Source organism: Actinomadura sp. NPDC023710, from assembly GCF_040639875.1.
GTDB lineage: Bacteria > Actinomycetota > Actinomycetes > Streptosporangiales > Streptosporangiaceae > Spirillospora > Spirillospora citrea.
Map to the genome: position 1 here is coordinate 25,590 of NZ_JBFAGB010000046.1, position 18,581 is coordinate 44,170.

18 protein-coding genes and 1 riboswitch are annotated in these 18,581 nt (G+C 72.7%); of the genes, 5 read left to right on the plus strand and 13 right to left on the minus strand.

Going from position 1 to position 18,581, the window contains the following annotated elements; translation table 11 throughout:
• Window positions 1-179: 179 nt before the first annotated feature.
• The 3 genes from AB0H37_RS37480 to AB0H37_RS37490 all read right to left on the minus strand — a co-directional run bounded on the left by AB0H37_RS37480 (window position 180) and on the right by AB0H37_RS37490 (window position 3,220).
• Entirely contained in the window at window positions 180-1,169 is a 990-nt protein-coding gene (locus AB0H37_RS37480; protein WP_329085501.1) for a malate dehydrogenase, read from the minus strand.
• A gap of 254 nt (window positions 1,170-1,423) precedes the next feature.
• Entirely contained in the window at window positions 1,424-2,641 is a 1,218-nt protein-coding gene (locus tag AB0H37_RS37485; RefSeq protein ID WP_179837575.1) for an NADP-dependent isocitrate dehydrogenase, read from the minus strand.
• Window positions 2,642-2,779: 138 nt separating this feature from the next.
• Window positions 2,780-3,220, minus strand: coding sequence for a DUF3017 domain-containing protein (locus AB0H37_RS37490; protein ID WP_179837576.1), 441 nt, complete (start codon window positions 3,218-3,220; stop codon window positions 2,780-2,782).
• A 295-nt stretch (window positions 3,221-3,515) separates the two neighbouring features.
• Between AB0H37_RS37490 and AB0H37_RS37495 the strand changes: the two genes are divergently transcribed.
• On the plus strand, window positions 3,516-4,247 hold the full coding sequence (locus AB0H37_RS37495; protein WP_179837577.1) for an FHA domain-containing protein: 732 nt from the start codon (window positions 3,516-3,518) through the stop codon (window positions 4,245-4,247).
• A 184-nt stretch (window positions 4,248-4,431) separates the two neighbouring features.
• Here AB0H37_RS37495 and AB0H37_RS37500 read toward each other — a convergent pair whose 3' ends face one another.
• Window positions 4,432-5,304 carry a bifunctional methylenetetrahydrofolate dehydrogenase/methenyltetrahydrofolate cyclohydrolase gene (locus AB0H37_RS37500; RefSeq protein WP_360617363.1) on the minus strand — a complete coding sequence of 291 codons (873 nt, stop codon included), beginning with the start codon at window positions 5,302-5,304 and terminating at the stop codon, window positions 4,432-4,434.
• Window positions 5,305-5,368: 64 nt separating this feature from the next.
• Window positions 5,369-5,454, minus strand: a riboswitch (ZMP/ZTP riboswitch).
• Between the two features lie 128 nt (window positions 5,455-5,582).
• Between AB0H37_RS37500 and AB0H37_RS37505 the strand changes: the two genes are divergently transcribed.
• A complete protein-coding gene (locus AB0H37_RS37505; protein WP_329085495.1) occupies window positions 5,583-6,176 on the plus strand; it encodes a GNAT family protein in 594 nt (197 codons plus the stop codon).
• 30 nt (window positions 6,177-6,206) lie between these two features.
• Here the strand turns inward: AB0H37_RS37505 and AB0H37_RS37510 are convergent, their stop codons facing one another.
• From AB0H37_RS37510 to purN, 4 genes are all read right to left on the minus strand, one after another.
• The gene (locus AB0H37_RS37510; protein ID WP_179837580.1) at window positions 6,207-6,383 is read right to left on the minus strand and encodes a hypothetical protein; all 177 of its coding nucleotides are present in this window, start codon (window positions 6,381-6,383) and stop codon (window positions 6,207-6,209) included.
• Between the two features lie 224 nt (window positions 6,384-6,607).
• Window positions 6,608-7,234, minus strand: a complete 627-nt coding sequence (locus tag AB0H37_RS37515) for a GAP family protein (RefSeq protein WP_360617365.1) — start codon at window positions 7,232-7,234, stop codon at window positions 6,608-6,610.
• A 285-nt stretch (window positions 7,235-7,519) separates the two neighbouring features.
• Window positions 7,520-9,085 (minus strand): bifunctional phosphoribosylaminoimidazolecarboxamide formyltransferase/IMP cyclohydrolase, encoded by a 1,566-nt coding sequence (purH, locus tag AB0H37_RS37520; RefSeq protein WP_360617366.1) that lies wholly within the window; start codon window positions 9,083-9,085, stop codon window positions 7,520-7,522.
• Window positions 9,066-9,794, minus strand: coding sequence for a phosphoribosylglycinamide formyltransferase (purN, locus tag AB0H37_RS37525; RefSeq protein WP_329085490.1), 729 nt, complete (start codon window positions 9,792-9,794; stop codon window positions 9,066-9,068). The genes purH and purN overlap by 20 nt, the downstream gene beginning before the upstream one ends.
• Before the next feature lie 173 nt (window positions 9,795-9,967).
• Here purN and AB0H37_RS37530 point away from each other — a divergent pair, with 173 nt between their 5' ends.
• Window positions 9,968-10,468, plus strand: coding sequence for a hypothetical protein (locus AB0H37_RS37530; protein WP_360617367.1), 501 nt, complete (start codon window positions 9,968-9,970; stop codon window positions 10,466-10,468).
• Window positions 10,469-10,493: 25 nt separating this feature from the next.
• On the opposite strand, the gene AB0H37_RS37535 is transcribed toward AB0H37_RS37530, so the two are convergent.
• From AB0H37_RS37535 to sucC, 3 genes are all read right to left on the minus strand, one after another.
• Complete coding sequence (locus tag AB0H37_RS37535; RefSeq protein WP_360617368.1) at window positions 10,494-12,413, minus strand: DUF6350 family protein; 1,920 nt, start codon at window positions 12,411-12,413, stop codon at window positions 10,494-10,496.
• A gap of 178 nt (window positions 12,414-12,591) precedes the next feature.
• Window positions 12,592-13,479, minus strand: coding sequence for a succinate--CoA ligase subunit alpha (sucD, locus tag AB0H37_RS37540; RefSeq protein WP_179837585.1), 888 nt, complete (start codon window positions 13,477-13,479; stop codon window positions 12,592-12,594).
• Between the two features lie 2 nt (window positions 13,480-13,481).
• Window positions 13,482-14,663: an ADP-forming succinate--CoA ligase subunit beta gene (gene sucC / locus AB0H37_RS37545; RefSeq protein WP_360617369.1), complete on the minus strand. Its 1,182-nt coding sequence runs from the start codon at window positions 14,661-14,663 to the stop codon at window positions 13,482-13,484.
• 300 nt (window positions 14,664-14,963) lie between these two features.
• Here sucC and AB0H37_RS37550 point away from each other — a divergent pair, with 300 nt between their 5' ends.
• The gene (locus tag AB0H37_RS37550) at window positions 14,964-16,478 is read left to right on the plus strand and encodes a glycoside hydrolase family 15 protein (RefSeq protein WP_360617371.1); all 1,515 of its coding nucleotides are present in this window, start codon (window positions 14,964-14,966) and stop codon (window positions 16,476-16,478) included.
• A 10-nt stretch (window positions 16,479-16,488) separates the two neighbouring features.
• Here AB0H37_RS37550 and AB0H37_RS37555 read toward each other — a convergent pair whose 3' ends face one another.
• Both AB0H37_RS37555 and AB0H37_RS37560 read right to left on the minus strand, forming a co-directional pair.
• Window positions 16,489-17,256, minus strand: coding sequence for a TSUP family transporter (locus AB0H37_RS37555; protein WP_360617372.1), 768 nt, complete (start codon window positions 17,254-17,256; stop codon window positions 16,489-16,491).
• Between the two features lie 106 nt (window positions 17,257-17,362).
• Window positions 17,363-17,908, minus strand: coding sequence for a GNAT family protein (locus AB0H37_RS37560; RefSeq protein ID WP_179837588.1), 546 nt, complete (start codon window positions 17,906-17,908; stop codon window positions 17,363-17,365).
• A 51-nt stretch (window positions 17,909-17,959) separates the two neighbouring features.
• On the opposite strand from AB0H37_RS37560, the gene AB0H37_RS37565 reads away from it, so the two are divergent.
• Window positions 17,960-18,580 (plus strand): TetR/AcrR family transcriptional regulator, encoded by a 621-nt coding sequence (locus AB0H37_RS37565; RefSeq protein WP_360617373.1) that lies wholly within the window; start codon window positions 17,960-17,962, stop codon window positions 18,578-18,580.
• The last annotated feature ends 1 nt before the right edge of the window (window position 18,581 follow it).

Consider the following 18,581-nt stretch of genomic DNA (forward strand, 5'->3'; position numbering starts at 1 on the left):
TCACACACCCTAGCGACCGATACCGACGCCTTCAGAATATTCGTCCGCAGATCATTCGGTCCGCAGCGGCTCCGCCGCGGTCCCGGACCCGCCAGGGCCGGGACGCGGACGAGCCCCGGACCAGGTGCGGTCCGGGGCTCGTGTCGCACGCCCGCTCAGGGGCTCGCTCAGGTGCGGGTTCAGATGAGGCCGAGCTTGCGGACGGCCTCGCGCTCCTCCGACAGCTCCGCGACGGACGCGTCGATCCGGGCGCGGGAGAAGTCGTCGATCTCCAGGCCCTGGACGATCTCCCACTTGCCGTTCCCGGTGGTGACCGGGAAGGAGGAGATCAGGCCCTCGGGGACGCCGTAGGAGCCGTCCGACACGACCGCCATGGACGTCCAGTCGCCGTCGGCGGTGCCGTTCACCCAGGTGTGCACGTGGTCGATCGCGGCGGAGGCGGCCGACGCCGCCGACGACGCGCCCCGCGCCTCGATGATCGCGGCGCCGCGCTTGGCGACGGTCGGGATGAAGTCGTTCTCCAGCCAGGCCTGGTCGTTCACCGTCTCGGCGGCGTTCCGGCCGGCGATCTCGGCGTGGAACACGTCCGGGTACTGCGTGGCGGAGTGGTTGCCCCAGATCGTCATCTTCCGGATGTCGGCCACCGAGGCGCCCGCCTTCTTCGACAGCTGCGCGAGGGCGCGGTTGTGGTCCAGGCGCGTCATCGCGGTGAACCGCTCGGCCGGCACGTCCGGCGCGTGCTGCTGCGCGATCAGCGCGTTGGTGTTCGCCGGGTTGCCGACCACCAGGATCCTGACGTCGTCGGCGGCACCGGCGTTGATCGCCTCGCCCTGCGGCTTGAAGATGCCGCCGTTGGCCTCCAGCAGGTCGCCGCGCTCCATGCCCTTCGTGCGCGGGCGGGCGCCGACCAGCAGCGCGACGTTCGTCCCCTCGAACGCCCGGCCGGCGTCGTCGAAGATGTCGATGCCGGACAGCAGCGGGAACGCGCAGTCGTCCAGTTCCATCGCGGTGCCCTCGGCGGCCTTCACCGCCTGCGGAATCTCCAGCAGGCGCAGGCGTACGGGCACGTCGGCGCCGAGGAGGTGCCCGGACGCGATGCGGAACAGCAGCGCGTAGCCGATCTGGCCTGCGGCGCCGGTAACGGTAACGGTGACTGGGGTGCGAGTCATGCGTCCTTCTCCTGCTGTGACCTGACGGGCTCAGGCGGCCATCCTTGGGAACCCGACCGCCCGAGAGGCCGCCCGCCTGCGCTGCGTCGCGCGGGTTCTCTCGCCGTCGAGATAGTTGCGGTGCCAGGCTATCGCGCACGTCCCGCCCGCCACCGCCCAGGTGCGCCTCCCGGCATGCCACCCCGGCCCGAACAGGCGGAAGGCCGTCCCAGAACATTCCGGGACGGCCTTCTGTCCCCGCGTGCGCGGGGACACTAGCCGTTGATCTTCTTCTGGAGGTTGGTGTCGAGCGCCTCCAGGAAGTCCTGCGTCGTCAGCCACGGCGTCTGGGCGCCGACGAGCAGGGCCAGGTCCTTGGTCATCTGGCCGCTCTCGACGGTCTCGATGCAGACCTGCTCCAGCTTGCGGGCGAAGTCGACGACCTCGGGCTGGCCGTCGAGCTTGCCGCGGTGCTCCAGCCCGCGCGTCCAGGCGAAGATCGACGCGATGGGGTTGGTCGACGTCGGCTTGCCCTGCTGGTGCTGCCGGTAGTGCCGGGTCACCGTGCCGTGCGCGGCCTCGGCCTCGACGGTCTTGCCGTCGGGGGTCATGAGGACGGACGTCATGAGGCCGAGGGAGCCGAAGCCCTGCGCGAGGGTGTCGGACTGGACGTCGCCGTCGTAGTTCTTGGCGGCCCAGACGAAGCCGCCCTCCCACTTCAGCGCCGCCGCGACCATGTCGTCGATCAGCCGGTGCTCGTAGGTGAGGCCCTTGGACTCGAAGTCCGACTTGAACTCGGACTCGTAGATCTCCTGGAAGAGGTCCTTGAACCGGCCGTCGTAGGCCTTGAGGATCGTGTTCTTCGTGGACATGTACAGCGGCATCTCGCGGCTCAGCGCGTACCGCATGCTCGTCCGGGCGAAGTCGCGGATCGAGTCGTCGTAGTTGTACATGCCCATGGCCACGCCGCCACCGGGGAACGAGGCGACCTCGAACTCCATCGGCTCGTCGCCGTTGTCGGGGGTGTAGGTGATCGTCACCTTGCCCGGGCCCGGCACGACGAAGTCGGTGGCCTTGTACTGGTCGCCGTGGGCGTGGCGGCCGATGATGATCGGCTTCGTCCAACCGGGGACCAGGCGGGGGATGTTGGAGGCGATGATCGGCTCACGGAAGATCACGCCGCCCAGGATGTTGCGGATCGTCCCGTTCGGGGACCGCCACATCTTCTTCAGGCCGAACTCCTCGACGCGCGCCTCGTCGGGGGTGATGGTCGCGCACTTGACGCCGACGCCGTGCTCCAGGATGGCCCTGGCGGCGTCGACGGTGACCTGGTCGTCCGTGGCGTCACGGTGCTCGATCCCGAGGTCGTAGTACTTCAGGTCAACATCGAGGTAGGGCAGGATCAACTGGTCCTTGATGAATTTCCAGATGATCCGCGTCATTTCGTCGCCGTCGAGTTCGACGACCGGGCCCGCTACTTTGATCTTGGGCATGCTGTTGCTGTCCCTTTCCTACACCTGGCCAGCAGTCCTTGTAAGGCTCAACTGGCTAGGCTAGCCGAGGCGGTCATGAGGTCTAGACCTGGCCTTGCCCCGCGGCCCACCGTCTCCGCCCCGACCTGCGCCGACGCGCTAGCCGGGCGGCTCTTCGACCGTCCGGGACGAGCGCCCGGCGATGAGCAGCCGCACACCGCGCACCAGCATCGTGAGCGCGATCAGGACGCCGAACGCGCCGGCGAGGACGAGCCCGGTCTTGTTCATCGGCGGGACGCTCAGCGACACGAACGCGACCATCTCGCCGAGGATCACGAGGGTCCAGCAGTCGACCGACCGGCTCCGGACGGCGAGCGGGCCGAGCTGCGACTCGGGCAGCAGCAGCCGGGCGAGCGCGCCGATGAGCAGCGCGGCGGCCATCAGGCCCGAGCCCTTGCGGAAGTAGTTGAAGGCGCACAGCGTGAGCCCCGCGCCGACGCCGCTGAGCACGAGGAGGTACGGCAGCCGCGCGAGCCAGTGCGGGGCGGCGCTCCTCCGACGCGGCGCCTTGCGCCTGCGCCGGTGCACCTGGGTGCTCATGGCCCTCACGGTATAGGCAATCGGGTCCCGGCACGACATCGCGCACCCCCTCCGGCGGGAGTGGGCCGCGAGGGGACGCGAATGAGTCGGGACGGAGACGCAAGGGGGGCGGCGGGGGAAGAGTCCGGCTTGTCGCCCGCCGCCGAAATGCGGATGGGACCTATGTGCTCAAGGTGATGACCGAGAGCCCGGAATCCCCTGCGCCATCGGTCCTACTCGCCAGTAGGAGGGTGTGACGGCATGGCACCCGGGTAACCCGGCAGACAGGGGTCGCTAACTAGCTGGGAGGACTGCCGTGGAGGGGCCGTTCATGCGGATCGAGGACAGCGGGCTGGTGGTGCCGCTGCGCCCCGACGTGACGACGGTCGGGAGAGGGAGAGGAGTGGACATCCGCCTCGACGACCCGAGTGTGTCCCGTTTGCACGCAGAGATCGTCCGTCGTGGCCCGTACGTCTACGTGGTGGACATGGGCCTGTCCCGCAACGGGACGCGCGTCAACGGCCGGCCGATCGCCCGTCGCGTGCTGGAGGACGGTGACGTCGTGAGCTTCGGCACGGCGCGCTGCCGGTTGGGGGGCATCCCCCGTGAGGAGGTCGACCCGGACGTCGAACTGCGGCGCGCCGTCGCGCCCGAGCTCACCCGCCGGGAGGTCGACGTGCTGACCTCGCTGTGCCGGCCCGCCCTGTCCGACGAGGCGTTCGTGGCCCCGGCCACGGCACGCGACATCGCCGGCGAGCTGGTCGTCACGGAGGCCGCGGTCAAGCAGCACCTGCTGCGCCTCTATCAGAAGTTCCGGATCCCCGAGGGCGCCAACCGGCGCACTCGGCTCGCCAACGAGGTCATCGCGATGGGCCTCGTCCGCCCGCTGCCGCCGGTGCACGTGCCCCAGCAGGGCCGTCCGCCGGTCGACGGGCGCGTCCCCGGGGTGCGCGGCACCACCGAGACGCGCCGGCCGGGCACTACCGGTCACGCTCACGCCCCGGGCCGCCCGGCGCACAGCACGGCCGCGGGACGGAGGGCCAGCTGATGTGAGACCTGCGGTCGCCCTCCCCCGGCAGCGCAACCAGAGGGCGATCGCTCAGCCCCCGATGCGGCCGCGTAAGTGACGGCGCGGCCCAGGGCGACGCGGGCGGGGGCCGCCACCTCGGTGCTGGTGGCGGCCCCCGCAGCGCGTCCGTCTCCGGGCGGTCCCGTCTGAGGGCGGCGCCTGATCAGGCGGTCGGCTCGGCGGCCTGCTCGGCGGCCTGCTCGGCGGCCTCGACGACGTTGGCGAGGAGCATGGCGCGGGTCATCGGGCCGACGCCGCCGGGGTTGGGCGCGACCCAGCCGGCGACGTCGCGGACGTCGGCGGCGACGTCCCCGGCGAGCTTGCCGTCCACGCGGGACACGCCCACGTCGAGGACGGCCGCGCCGGGCTTGACCATGTCGGCGGTGATGAGGCCGGGCACCCCGGCGGCCGCCACGACGATGTCGGCCTTGCGGGTGTGCTCGGCGAGGTCGCGGGTGGCGGTGTGGCAGAGGGTGACGGTCGCGTTCTCGGTGCGGCGCGTCAGCAGCAGGCCGAGGGAGCGGCCGACGGTGATGCCGCGGCCGACGACGGTGACCTCGGCGCCCCTCAGCGGGACGTCGAAGTGGCGCAGCAGCTCGACGATGCCCTTCGGCGTGCACGGCAGCGGGCCGGGCTGCATCAGGACGAGCCGGCCGAGGTTGACCGGGTGCAGGCCGTCGGCGTCCTTGGCCGGGTCGATGCGCTCCAGCACGCGCTGCTCGTCCAGGCCCTTCGGGAGCGGCAGCTGGACGATGTAGCCGGTGCAGGCGGGGTCGGCGTTCAGCTCGGCGACGGCGCGCTCCACCTCGTCCTGCGAGGCGGTGGCGGGCAGGTCGCGGCGGATGCTCTCGATGCCGACCTCGGCGCAGTCGCGGTGCTTCATGTTCACGTACGAGTGGCTGCCGGGGTCGTCGCCGACGAGGACGGTGCCGAGCCCGACGGAGACGCCGCGGTCGCGCAGCGCCTCGACGCGGACCTTGAGGTTCGAGCGGATCTCGGCGGCCGTGGCCTTGCCGTCCAGAATCTGTGCCGTCATGCGTTCCTCCGCGTGGATCTCGGGCGGGACCGGGCTCCGGGCCCAGAGCCCGGCCGGAAGGGGTCCCGTCCACCCAGGCGCGCGGTGTCCGGACTGTCGTTCGCTCCCCGGTGGTGATCCACCTTGACCGCGCCAGTCGCGTAGGCCCCCCATGCTAACCGGCCGCCTGGAGACGGCGGCGACGCGGCCTCACGGGAGGAGGCCGCACGAGTGGCTTGCGGAAAAGGGCGTCAAGTGGCTCTGCCGGATGCCGTCCCGAGGCTCCTAACGTGCTCCCCATGAGCGACGAATGGTTCGAGCGACCCGTCCTGACCGGGCGATACGTGCGGTTGGAGCCGCTGTCCGCCGAGCACGCCGCGGGCCTGTTCGAGGCGTCCAAGGACCCGGACCTGTGGACGTGGATGAGCCAGCGGCAGCCGGAGAGCGCCGGGGACATGCGCGCCCAGGTCGACAAGGCGCTGGCGGCCTGCGAGCGCGGGCTGCGCGTGCCCTGGGTCCAGATCGACGCGGCGACCGGCGAGGTGGCCGGGACGACGTCGTACTACGAGATCTCCCCGTCCGACCGCGGCCTGTGCATCGGCCACACCTGGATCGGGGCGCGGTGGCACCGGACGGGCCTCAACACCGAGGCGAAACTGCTCCTCATGGGGCGCGCGTTCGGCGACCTCGGGGCGATCAGGGTCGGCTGGCACACGCACGCCCGCAACGAGCGGTCGCGTGCGGCGATCGAGCGGCTCGGGGCGTCGTTCGAGGGCGTCCACCGCAAGCACCGGATCCGCGCGGACGGTTCGATCCGCGACACCGCCGCCTACGCGATGACGGACGACGACTGGCCCGCCGCCGAACGCGCCCTGCGCGCGAGACTGCGCTGAGCGGTACCGGTACGGCCGGCCCCCGGCCGCTCAGTCCTCGGAACGCTGGCGCCAGCCGATGAGGCGGTCGGTGCCGTGCCAGCCGAGCTGGGCGGCGAGCACCGCGGCCAGGAACGCGGCGACCAGCCCGATCACCTGCCGGGACTCCATCAGCAGCAGGTCGGCCTGGTAGACCACGCCGAGCATGAGGGACATCAGCAGATTCATCCCGCCTCCACCACGGAACGCCCGCGCCGAGGTCAAGGGAGGGTCAGGGGGGCGCGGCAGCCTGAGGGTACCCGTCCGGCGGCGGTGCGCGGTCCCGCGGCGGGAAACAGGTTGCGAAAGCACGAGTCGCGGAAGGACGGGCCGCGGAAGGACGGGCCGCGGAAGGACGGGCCGCGGAAGGACGGGCCGCGGACGCAGGGACGCGGCGCCGGGCCGGTCCGCCGTCAGTGGATGATCGCGATGAAGATCAGGCAGCAGAGGATGTTGACCATCCAGCTGTTGTTCGTCATCCACGTCCGCGCGCGGGGCATGGCGCGTTCCGCGCGCTTGTGGAACAGCAGCAGGCCCAGCAGTGGCAGCGCCGCGACCAGGAGGGTGGCCCCGATGAAGACGGCCGCCGCCGCCACGCCCTCGTGGTGCTGCTCCAGGTTGGCCCCCACCGTGAGCATCACGATGATGTCGGAGGGCATCAGAATGATCAGCAGCAGCCCGGTCTTGAACGCCTGTCCGGGTCCGGCGTTCATCAGCGACCCGAGCCATTTGGGGGGCTCGATCGTGGCCCGTTTCACGTAGTTGCGCAGGATGGCGAGCAGCAGCAGCGCGATCAGCACGTACTGGACGATCTTTCCCACCGAGCTGTCGTCGGACGCCTCGCCGATCGACACGTTGCTGCCCACCAGCGCGAAGATGCCCCGCGCGACGGAGACGCCCACGGTCGCCGAGATGGCCACACCGGCCAGGAACGCCAGGGAGGCCCGCACCGGCCTCGGGGTCGTCACCAGGATGATCGCGGACATGATCTGGGGTCCCGCCATCATCGTGATGGCCAGCGGGAGCACCTGAAGACTCATGGCCCCTCCCCGCCGTGACTCCCGCAGCACGGGAACCGCCCTCGTCGGGACTCACGGTAGAGGAGCGATCGGGGCCCGACCCGCAGGTCGACGCGTTCTTGACCGGGGTTGATCCTTTCCTCTGCCCGAGCGTGCGCCCGATGGCCCGCACCTGGGGCGCGGCTGACCCGCCGCTGAAGGGGCACGGACGCGGCGTCCCGCGTCCTCTCGGGCCGAGAGGCGCACAGGCGCGCCGGCGGGACCTTCCCCCGCCGGCGCGCCTGGGGCGGCGTGCCTCGTGAACCCTCAGTGGAAGAAGTGCCGGACCCCGGTGAAGTACAGGGTGATGCCGGCCTTCTCCGCCGCGGCGATCACCTTGTCGTCGTTGACGGACCCGCCGGGCTCGACGATCGCGCGGACGCCCGCCTCGGCCAGCACCTCCAGGCCGTCCGGGAACGGGAAGAACGCGTCGGACGCGCCCACCGACGCCGCGGCCCGCTCCTGCCCGGCCCGCGCGACGGCGAGCTTGGCGGAGTCGACCCGGTTGACCTGCCCCATGCCGACGCCGACGGTGGCGCCGTCCGCGGCCAGCAGGATCGCGTTGGACTTCACCGAGCGGATCGCCCGCCACGCGAACACCAGGTCGCGCAGGGTCGCCTCGTCCGCGGCGGCGCCGGTCTTGAGCTCCCAGGCGGACGGGTCGTCGCCGTCCGCGTCCACGCCGTCCACGTCCTGCAGCAGCACGCCGCCGTCGACGCGCCGGTACTCGACGCCGCCCGCGGGGGCGTCCGGGCAGACCAGCAGGCGGATGTTCTTGAAGCGATCCTTCAGGACGGTCACGGCCTCGTCCTCGAAGGACGGGGCGACCAGCACCTCGGCGAAGCTCTCGGTGACCTGGCGGGCCAGGTCGGCGGTGACCGGCCGGTTCACCGCGATCACGCCGCCGTACGCCGACACCGGGTCGCAGGCGTGCGCCCGGCGGTGCGCCTCGGCGATGTCCGCGCCGACCGCGATGCCGCACGGGTTGGCGTGCTTGATGATCGCGACGCACGGCTCGGTGAAGTCGTAGGCGGCGCGGCGCGCGGCGTCGGTGTCGACGTAGTTGTTGTAGGACATCTCCTTGCCGTAGAGCTGCTCGGCCCCGGCCAGGCCCTTCTCGCCCGGCGAGCGGTACAGGGCGGCCCGCTGGTGCGGGTTCTCGCCGTACCGCAGGGTGTTCGAGCGCTCCCAGGTGGCGCCGAGGAAGTCGGGCCACCGCGTCTCGGCGGCGGTCTCGTCGGGCGCGTAGTCGCCGGCGAACCAGGAGGCCACGGCCACGTCGTAGGACGCGGTGTGCGCGAACGCCCGCGCGGCCAGGCGGCGGCGCTCGTCCAGGGTGAACCCGCCGGCCCTCACGGCGTCCAGGACGGTCCCGTAGGCGGACGGGTCCACCACGACGGAGACGCTCGCGTGGTTCTTCGCGCCGGCGCGGACCATCGTGGGCCCGCCGATGTCGATCTGCTCGACGCACTCGTCCGGCGTCGCGCCCGAGTCCACCGTGTCGGCGAACGGGTACAGGTTCACGACCACGAGGTCGAACGGCTCGACGGCCAGATCGTCGAGCTGCTGGAGGTGGTCCTCCTTGCGCCGGTCGGCGAGCAGGCCCGCGTGCACCTTCGGGTGCAGGGTCTTGACCCGCCCGTCCAGGCACTCGGGGAACCCGGTGAGCTTCTCCACCCTCATCACCGGGACGCCGGCGGCGGAGATCCGGCCCGCCGTCGACCCGGTCGAGACGATCTCCACTCCCGCCTCGTGCAGGCCGCGGGCCAGCTCCTCCAGCCCGGACTTGTCGTACACACTGATCAGCGCGCGCTTAATCGCCACCCGACTCACCGGCCGAGCTCCCCTCTTGATCGGACGAACCCCTGTCAGAACCGCTGTCGGAAGGACCCGTCGCGGAGGCCTCGCCGCCGGGCGGGTCCGCGCAGGTCCGGCACTTCATCGAGACCCGCCTGCCGCGCGCGGTCCACCCGTCGCGGGCCAGCCGTCCGACGACGTCGACGAGGAGCCGGCGCTCCACCTGCTTGATCCGCTCATGCAGGGAGTCTTCGTCGTCATGCCAGCCCACGGGGACGGTCTCCTGGGCGATGACGGGTCCGGTGTCCACGCCTTCGTCGACGAAGTGAACCGTACAGCCCGTGACCTTCACCCCGTACGCCAGGGCGTCCCGTACGGCGTGCGCGCCGGGGAAGGACGGCAGCAGCGCGGGGTGGGTGTTGACCGTCCGGCCGCCGAAGCGCGCCAGGAACCGCGGGCCGAGGATCTTCATGAAGCCGGCGGACACCACGAGGTCGGGCTCGTACTCGGCCACCGTCTCGGCGAGCGCCGCGTCCCAGTCGTCCCGAGACGGGAAATCCGGTATACAGAGGGTAAAAGCGGGCAATCCCGCCCGTTCGGCGCGCTCGGTTCCGGCGATATCGGGGCGGTCCGCCCCCACGGCCACCACTTTCGCCCCGTAGGCTGGATCCGCGCACGCGTCGAGCAGCGCTTGTAGGTTGGTCCCCGCGCCGGAGACGAGGACGACGAGCCGGGCGGACACCATTTCTCCCCGGTGGACGTTGCTGGGACACACGAAGCCTATCGGGCGACCTCGGCGCCGCCTCACCCCAGACCGCCCGAACCGGAGCCCGAACGAGCCAGACAGTACGAACGCAGACGGTACGAACGCAGACCGTACGAACGCAGACCGTACGAACACACCCGCATGGAACCGAGATGCGCACGGCCAAGGAGGAGAAGAACGTGAGCGACCAGCCGGACCGTCCGGCCCAGCCCGAAGACCGCCCGGACGGGCGGCCGGCGGGAGAGCCGCCCGCGGAGCCGCGCCAGGGCGGGCGGGGCACCGGCTGGCGGGCCCTGTGGCTCGGCGGCATCGCCCTGCTGACCGCGTTCTTCTTCTATCCGCTCGGCCTGGTGCTCGGCGTCGCCGCGCTCGTCGTCGGCATCAGGGCCCGCCGGGGCGCGCGCCGCACGCACGACGCCGCCCCGGGCGCCGTCCCCGGCATCGTGCTCGGGTCGATCGGGCTGGTGTTCTCGCTGCTGTCGGTCTCCCTGACGGCGTTCCTCTGGACGGAGCTGAGCGGCTACCAGAGCTGCGTCAGCGCGTCCAACACCACCGCCGACAAGCAGGCGTGCCGCACGGAGTTCTACCCGAAGATCGAGAAGAAGCTCGACCTGCCCGCCGGCAGCATGGACAAGTACGGCGACCTGCTCTGACCGGCCGTCCCCCGGAGCCGCCCGGCTAGGCGTCCTGGTCGGGGTCGTCGCGGAGGACGTAGATGGCGCCGCCCCGGTTCTCGGTGCGGCCCGAGTCCTCGCGGGGCGGGGGGACGGGACGCCGCTCCTCCGCGGGCTTCCGCCCGCCGGGCTCGTGCGGTCCGCCGGGCTCCTCGGGCTCCAGGTGCCCCTCGACGACGATCGTGCCGTCGCCCGGCGGCTGGGGTTCGTCCTCGACGGGGCCGGGGGCCGGTTCCGTCCGGCGGCGGGGCCGCCGGGGCGCGAGGACGGGCTCGGCCTCCTCGAACTCCAGCGGGTCCGGAGCGTGCGGGGCCTTCGGCGCCGGTTTGGGCGGGCCTTCCAGGCGCAGGTCGTCATCCCCGGGGACGGGCGCGGACAGCGGCATGGCGGGCTCCGGAACCGCCCGCACCGGCTTCTTCGGCTTGGCGGGCTTCTTCGCCGCCCCCTTCGTGGAGGGCGCCTTCGCGGCAGGGGCCTTCTCAGCCGCCCGTTTCTCGGCCCCCCGCTTCTTGGACGCCCCCTTCTTGGCCGCCCGCTTCTTGGTGCCCGGCTTCCTGGACGGGGCGCCCGCCGGACGCCGCAGCACCATCCAGTTCGCCACCCACGCCGCGATCGCCGCCGAGATCCCCACCTCAAGGGCGGCCAGCAGCCCCACCTGCCACGCGGACGGGCCCACGGTCGCCATCCGTCCGCCGCCCAGCGGGCCCCCGGCCAGCGCGCTCAGCAGCGCCGCGACGGCCCCGGTCAGGGCGCCGGACACGAAACCCCACAGCGGCGCGCCCTCCGACACCGGGCTCGGCAGCGACCGGATCGTCAGGACGCCGCCCACCGCACCCGCGACGAACGGCGCCGCCAGCGCCAGCAGTGAGATCGCGGGCGCCGGGCCCGGCTGGGGAAGGGCGGCGAGCGGCGGGAACGCGGGCACGGCGTCCAGGAACACCCCGGTCGGGGAGACGCTCGTCCCGGCGCCGACGGAGAAACCGGGCCCGACCGCGTACGCCATGCCCCAGATCGCCGCGTTCGGCAGGAACGCCAGCTCGACCAGCAGCAGGAGGACGCCGCCGACGGCTCCGGGGGCGAGCATGTCGTAGAGGTCGCCGGCGTCCGACAGGTGCGTGGCGAGGGATCCGCCGACGAGCAGCGCCCCCGACGCGAGCAGCACGCTCAGCGACCCCGCCACGCCGATCACCAGGGAGCGCGGCCGTTCGGGCAGCAGCCGCAGCAGGGCGCCCAGCCCGGACCGGACCCGCCGCCCCCGCGCCTCCGCCGCCACCACCGCCCGCGCCGCGCCGAGCCCGCCCGCGACGGCGGCGACGAGGAAGCACCCGACGAGCGCCTGCCACGCCGACGGCCGCACCTCCGCGGACGCCGCCGCGAGCGCGAGCAGCCCGGCCAGCGCCGCGTACGGGGCGGCCAGCGCGACGGCCACGTGCAGGACCGCGGTGCGCTGCCGGTGCGGCAGCCCGGCCACCCGGATCATCCAGCCGCCGCCCCGGTACAGCAGGACACCGGGCAGGACGAGGACGCCGAGCGGAAGGAGCCCGAACCGCCCCTGCCCGTAGGAGAAGCCCGCGTGGTGCGAGACCAGCCAGAAGTTCACGGCCGTCCGGAACACGCCGGCCAGGCCGTGGCCGAGCGCGGTCTTCGGCGCGGCGATCCAGCCGATCAGCGTGATCGTGGTGAGCACGGCGAGCCCGATGCCGATGCACCACAGCGCCGCGACGAGCCCCGTCACGTACAGCGGCCTGGCGGGCGCGGACGGCGGGCGCCCGCGCCCGGAATCCGCGCCCGGCGGCGCGGCGGCCCGGCCCGCTTCGCCCGGAGGCGGCGCGGCCTTCGGGGCGCCCTTCGACGGTGCGCCCTTCGACGGTGCGGCCTTGGACGGCTCCCGCTTCGCACGCTGCCCGGGGGTCTTGTCGCTCACCGGTCCATGCTGGCACCGCGCCCGCCCCCGCACGGCCCGCCCGCCCGGCGTGTCGCCTTTGTGATCACTCCCCGCGGCTTCGCGGTCGCGCCCCGCCGCCGGCGCGCCGCGCGGCCGGGACGCGAAAGACGCCCGGGCCGCAGGGCGGCTCGGGCGTCTTTCGGGTGGTCCGGGGGGATCAGCTCTTCTGCATGATCTCCCGCATGAGGACGGCGGTCTCGCTCGGGGTCTTGCCGACCCGGACGCCGACCTTCTCCAGGGCCTCCTTCTTCGCCTGCGCGGTGCCGGCGGAGCCGGACACGATGGCGCCGGCGTGGCCCATGGTCTTGCCCTCGGGGGCGGTGAACCCGGCGACGTAGCCGACGACCGGCTTGGTCACGTGCTGCTCGATGTAGGCGGCGGCGCGCTCCTCGGCGTCGCCCCCGATCTCACCGATCATCACGATGGCGTCGGTCTCCGGGTCGTCCTGGAACGCCTGGAGCGCGTCGATGTGGGTCGTCCCGATGACGGGGTCGCCGCCGATGCCGACGCAGGTGGAGAAGCCGATGTCGCGCAGCTCGTACATCATCTGGTAGGTCAGCGTGCCCGACTTGGACACCAGGCCGATGCGGCCGGGGGTCGTGATGTCGGCCGGGATGATGCCGGCGTTGGACTTGCCGGGGGACGCGATGCCGGGGCAGTTCGGCCCGATGATGCGGGTCTTGTTCCCCTTCGACTCCGCGTACGCCCAGAAGTAGGCGGTGTCGTGCACCGGGATGCCCTCGGTGATGACGACGCAGAGGGGGATCTCGGCGTCGATCGCCTCGACCACGGCGTCCTTGGTGAACTTCGGCGGCACGAACACGACGGAGACGTCCGCGCCGGTCTCCCGCATGGCCTCGGCCACGGTGCCGAACACCGGGAGGGTCGTGCCGTCGAAGTCGACCGACTGGCCGGCCTTGCGGGCGTTCACGCCGCCGACGACCTGGGCGCCGGAGGCGAGCATCCGGCGGCCGTGCTTGGTGCCCTCGGAGCCCGTGATGCCCTGGACGATGATCTTGCTGTTCTCGGTGAGCCAGATGGCCATTGTCATGCACCTGCCGCTGCGAGTTCGGCGGCGCGCCTGGCCGCGTCGTCCATGGTGTCGACCTGCTGGACGCCGGGCAGCGCCGCATCGTTGAGGATCTTTCGCCCGAGCTCGGCGTTGTTGCCGTCCAGCCGGACGACGAGCGGGCGGTTGACGGTCTCGCCGCGGTCGGCCAGCAGCTTGTAGGCCGACACGATGCCGTTGGCGACGGCGTCGCAGGCGGTGATGCCGCCGAAGACGTTGACGAAGACGGACCTGACGTCGGCGTCGGACAGGACGATCTCCAGCCCGTTCGCCATCACCTCGGCGGACGCGCCGCCGCCGATGTCGAGGAAGTTCGCGGGCTTCTGGCCGTCGAACTGCTCGCCCGCGTAGGCGACGACGTCGAGGGTGGACATGACGAGCCCGGCGCCGTTGCCGATGATGCCGACGCTGCCGTCCAGCTTGACGTAGTTGAGGTCCTTGGCCTTCGCCGCCGCCTCCAGGGGGTCGGCCGCGGCCTTGTCCTCCAGCCTCTCGTGGTCGTCCTGGCGGAACGAGGCGTTGTCGTCCAGGGAGACCTTGCCGTCGAGGGCCTTCACCTGGCCGTCGGCGGTGAGGATCATCGGGTTCACCTCGACGAGGGAGGCGTCCTCGTCGAGGAAGACGGCCCACAGCCGCTCGATCAGCTCGGCGGCGCCGTCGAGGGCCTCCTGCGGGAGGCGGCCCTTCTCGGCGATCTCGCGGGCCCGGGCGCGGTCGACGCCCTCCAGCGGCGAGACCGGCACCATCGCCAGCCGGTCGTGCGGCACCTCCTCGATCTCCACGCCGCCCTCGACGGAGCAGATGGACAGGAAGGTCCGGTTGGCGCGGTCGAGCAGGAAGGAGAAGTAGTACTCCTGCGCGATCGCGCTGCCCTCCTCGACCAGGACCTTGTGGACCGTGTGGCCCTTGATGTCCATGCCGAGGATCTGGCCGGCGAGCTGCTCGGCCTCGTCGGCGGAGTCGGCCAGCTTCACGCCGCCGGCCTTGCCGCGGCCGCCGGTCTTCACCTGGGCCTTGACGACGACCTTCGAGCTCCCCGCGGCGAACAGCTCCGCCGCGATGGCCCGGGCTTCCTGGGGAGTATGGGCGACCTTGCCGGTGGGCACCGGTACCCCGTACTCGGCGAAGAGTTCCTTCGCCTGATGTTCGAACAGGTCCACGAGGGCGTCCTTTTACGGATCGACAGCCGAATGTGCGACCACACGAGTGGGGGTTACACGGGTGTCCGTGCGGCCGGCACTCTGCGGTCCGCTCCGTCGAAGCAGCCTAGTCAACCCGTCTTGATGGTGACGCCGCCGGGTCCATATGTCACGCGGACTTCCCTTGAACGGGAGCGCGCGGGGCGGTAGGTGTGCTCATCCTCAAGGGAGGGCACGAGTGGCTCGTGAGGAGGATGAACCGATTGACATAGTTTGATGTACTAATTCGGCGAGACGGCCAGGCGGACAGGGGGCGAACGCATGGCGATGGCGGAGAGACGGGACACGTCCGTCGCGGCACCCGTGCCCGTCGCGCCCGTCATATCCGTCCCGCCGCCCGCGGGCGGGCCCACCACTCCGCGCAGGCGCGTCGCGGCGCGCGGGCGCTCGGGCGCCCGCAAGGTGCGGCGCACCGCGGGCCTGCTCATCGTGGCGGCGCTCGTCGCGACCGGCGGCGCCACCGTCCCCGAGCCGCCCGACCCCGGCTGGGCGAGCCCCGGGCTCGTCGGCGGCGGCGGATGGCCGTTCGCGGGCGTCCCGCTGGCCCCCGACCAGGCCGAGGGGGCCTCCTACCTGCCGGGCAGCTCGGTCGTCAGGCTCGCGGACGGGCAGGTCCGGTTCGTCCCGTCCGGCGGCGAGGCGCCGATCACCGTGGACGCCTCCGACCCGCGGGTGGGCCGGGCGGTCCGGTCCGACGGCGCGTGGCTGGCGCAGGGCACCGTCCCGGGAGGCGGGACGAACGAGGCCTACCGCGACATGGCGACGCGCGCCCTGCTCGACCTCCGGCTCCTCACCCGCCCGAACGGCGCGTCCCTCGCGTCCTGGTACTCCAAGTGGCGGTACTGCTGGCCCCGCGACTCCGCGTTCGCCGTGGCCGCGTTCACCGTGACCGGGCATCCGGCCGAGGCGCGCCGCATCCTGTACTTCCTCGCCCGGGCGCAGCACGACAACGGCATGTGGGCCGCGCGGTACAACGCCGACGGGACGGCCGTCGCCGACGGCCGCGCCCCGCAGCTCGACTCGCTCGGCTGGGTGCTGTGGTCGACGTGGTTCTACCGCGTCCGGGCCGCGGACCAGGACGAACTGCCCACGCTGTGGCCGATGGTGCAGCGCGCCGCCGACCATCTGGCACGCTCCCTGGACGCCGAGGGGCTGCCGCCCGCCTCGTCCGACTACTGGGAACGCGATCACCGGCGCGAGCAGGACCCGCGGCGCCCGACGCTCGGCGTGGTCGGCCCCGCGCTGGCGGGGCTGCGCGCGGCGGCCGACCTCGCGCGGATGCGCGGCGAGGACGCGAAGGCGGCGGAGTGGCGGCACGCGGCGCAGCGGGTCTCGGACGCGGTGGCCAGGCAGTTCGCCCCCTACGGCTACCCGCGCTCCCCCATCCCCGGCGGGCTGATGGACACCTCGGTGACGTTCCTCGCGCCGCCGTTCGCACCGGCCGATCCGGGCGTGACCACCGCGATCGGGGACGCCGCGCGCAAGCAGGCGCTGCCGAACGGCGGCGTTCTGCCGGGCGAGCGCTGGTCGGGCGACCCCGACGTCGCCTGGACCCCGGAGACCGCGCTGTTCGGGCTGAACGCGGCCGCGTCGGGCCGCAAGGACGAGGCGCTGGAGCGGCTCGACTGGCTCTCCGCGCACCGCACGTCCCTGGGCGTCCTGCCGGAGAAGGTCGGCGTGACGGGCAGGCCCGCGGGCCCGGCGCCCCTGGGCTGGACGGCGTCGCTGGTCCTGCTGAGCCTCTCCGCGCTGGACCGGCCGCTTCCCGTCCCGTGACGGGGAGGATCTAGCCGACCTGCTCGTAACCGAGCTTCAGCACGAGGGCGGTGACGACACAGAGCAGGACGGCACGGACGAAACCGGCACCGCGGTTGATCGCCATGTGGGCGCCGAGCCGCGCTCCGACGCTGTTGCAGACCGCCATGGCCAATCCGATGGCCCACAGCACGTGCCCCTGCGCCGCGAACACGGCGAGCGCGCCCAGGTTGGTGCCCGCGTTGATGATCTTCGAGGTGGCGGAGGCGTTGACGAAGTCCATGCCGAGCAGCATGGTGAACGCGATCACCAGGAACGTCCCGGTCCCCGGACCGAGGAGCCCGTCGTAGAAGGCGATCGCGACGCCCGGGACGAGGACGGCGGCGGCGACCCGGCGGCGCGTCCGCAGCACCGGCTGCGGGAGCCGGCCGAGATCCGGTTTGAGCACCACGATCGCGGCCACCGCCAGCAGGACGACCATGATGACGGGTTTCAGCACGTCCGAGGAGATCGCCGCCGCGCAGAGGGCGCCGCCGGCGGCGCAGCACACCGCGAGCAGCCCCGCCGGGACGGCCACCCGGACGTCCGGCTTGGCCTTGCGCGCGTAGGCGATGGCGGCCGACGTGGTGCCCGCGATCGAGCCCAGCTTGTTGGTGGCGAGCGCGGTCGCGACCGGCTGCCCCGGGTTGAGCAGCAGCAGCGCGGGCAGCTGGATCAGCCCGCCGCCCCCGACCACGGCATCGACCCAGCCCGCCGCGACGGCGGCGGCCAACAGCAAGACGACCTGCTCGGCGTGCACGGGGGCTCCCGGGAGGTAAGGAGTAAAAGACGGATCACCAATTACCCTAGCGGGCCGCCTCCACCGCCCCTCCGCCCGCCCACTCCTCAGGGAGGGGGTCGCTCTCTCAGCGGGCCTTCCATTCGTCGGCGAGTACCGCCCACACCTGGACGTCGCGGCGGTCGCCGTCGAGGACGAACGCCTGCCGCAGGACGCCCTCGCACGTCATCCCGAGCCGTTCCGCCACGGCGGCGCTCGCGGTGTTGCGCGGGTCGCACAGCCACTCCACCCGGTGCATCCCCCGCGTGCCGATCGCCCAGTCGATCATGATGCGGACGGCCTTGGTGATCAGCCCGCGCCCCCGGGCCTCGGCCGCGAGCCAGACACCCGCCTCGCAGACGCCCTGCGCGGCGTCGAACGTCCGGAAGACCGTGCCGCCCTGGAGGACGCCGTCCACCCAGATGCCGTAGAGGCGGCCCTCGTCCCTGGCCTGCTTGTAGGCGTAGGCCTGGAGCAGCTCACGGGCCGTCTCCTCGTCCACCACGGTCCGGGCCCAGGGGATGTACCGGTCGATGTCCTTGCGGACCCGGTCGGCGTGCTCGGCGAACTCGGCCGCCTGCCAGGGCTCGAACGGGCGCAGCTCAGCGCCCTCGGCGAGCGTGCGAGCGAACATGGGGCCTCCCCGGGGAGTACGTACCGAACGTTTGTTATGTACTCTACGGGAATGCCTGCCCGAGGTGATCACGACGCCCGGCGCCGGGACGTGACCGAGGCCGTCTGGCGCGTCCTGGCCGGCCGCGGCTTCGGCGGCCTGACCCTGCGCGCGGTCGCGGCGGAGATGGACGCGTCCACCGGACTGCTCACCCACTACTTCCCGAACAAGCAGGCCCTCGTCGCGTACGCCCTGGACCTCGCCGACGAGCGCACCGCGAGCCGCGCGCTCCGCGAGGCCCCGCCCGGCCTGGCGTCCCTGCGCGCCGCGCTCCTGGACGTCCTGCCGCTGACCCCCGCCGCGTCGGCCATGAACCGCATCTGGGTGAGCTCGTGGGACGTCGCGCTCGCCGATCCCGGGCTCGGCGAGCGCCAGCGGCGCCGCTACGAGAACTGGCGCGCGCGCCTCCGCCCCCACGTCGCCGCCGCCGTCGAGCGCGGTGAACTGCCCGCCGGGCCCGGCGCGGACGACACCGTCGCGGCCGCCGCCGCGTTCACGCATGGCCTCGTCGTGCACGCCCTGTTCGACCCGGACGCCTACCCGGCCGCCCGCCAGACCGCGATGCTGGACGCCTTCCTCGCCGCCCTGACCACGGGTCGCCCCATGCCCACGGCGCCCGGCGCGGACGCATAAT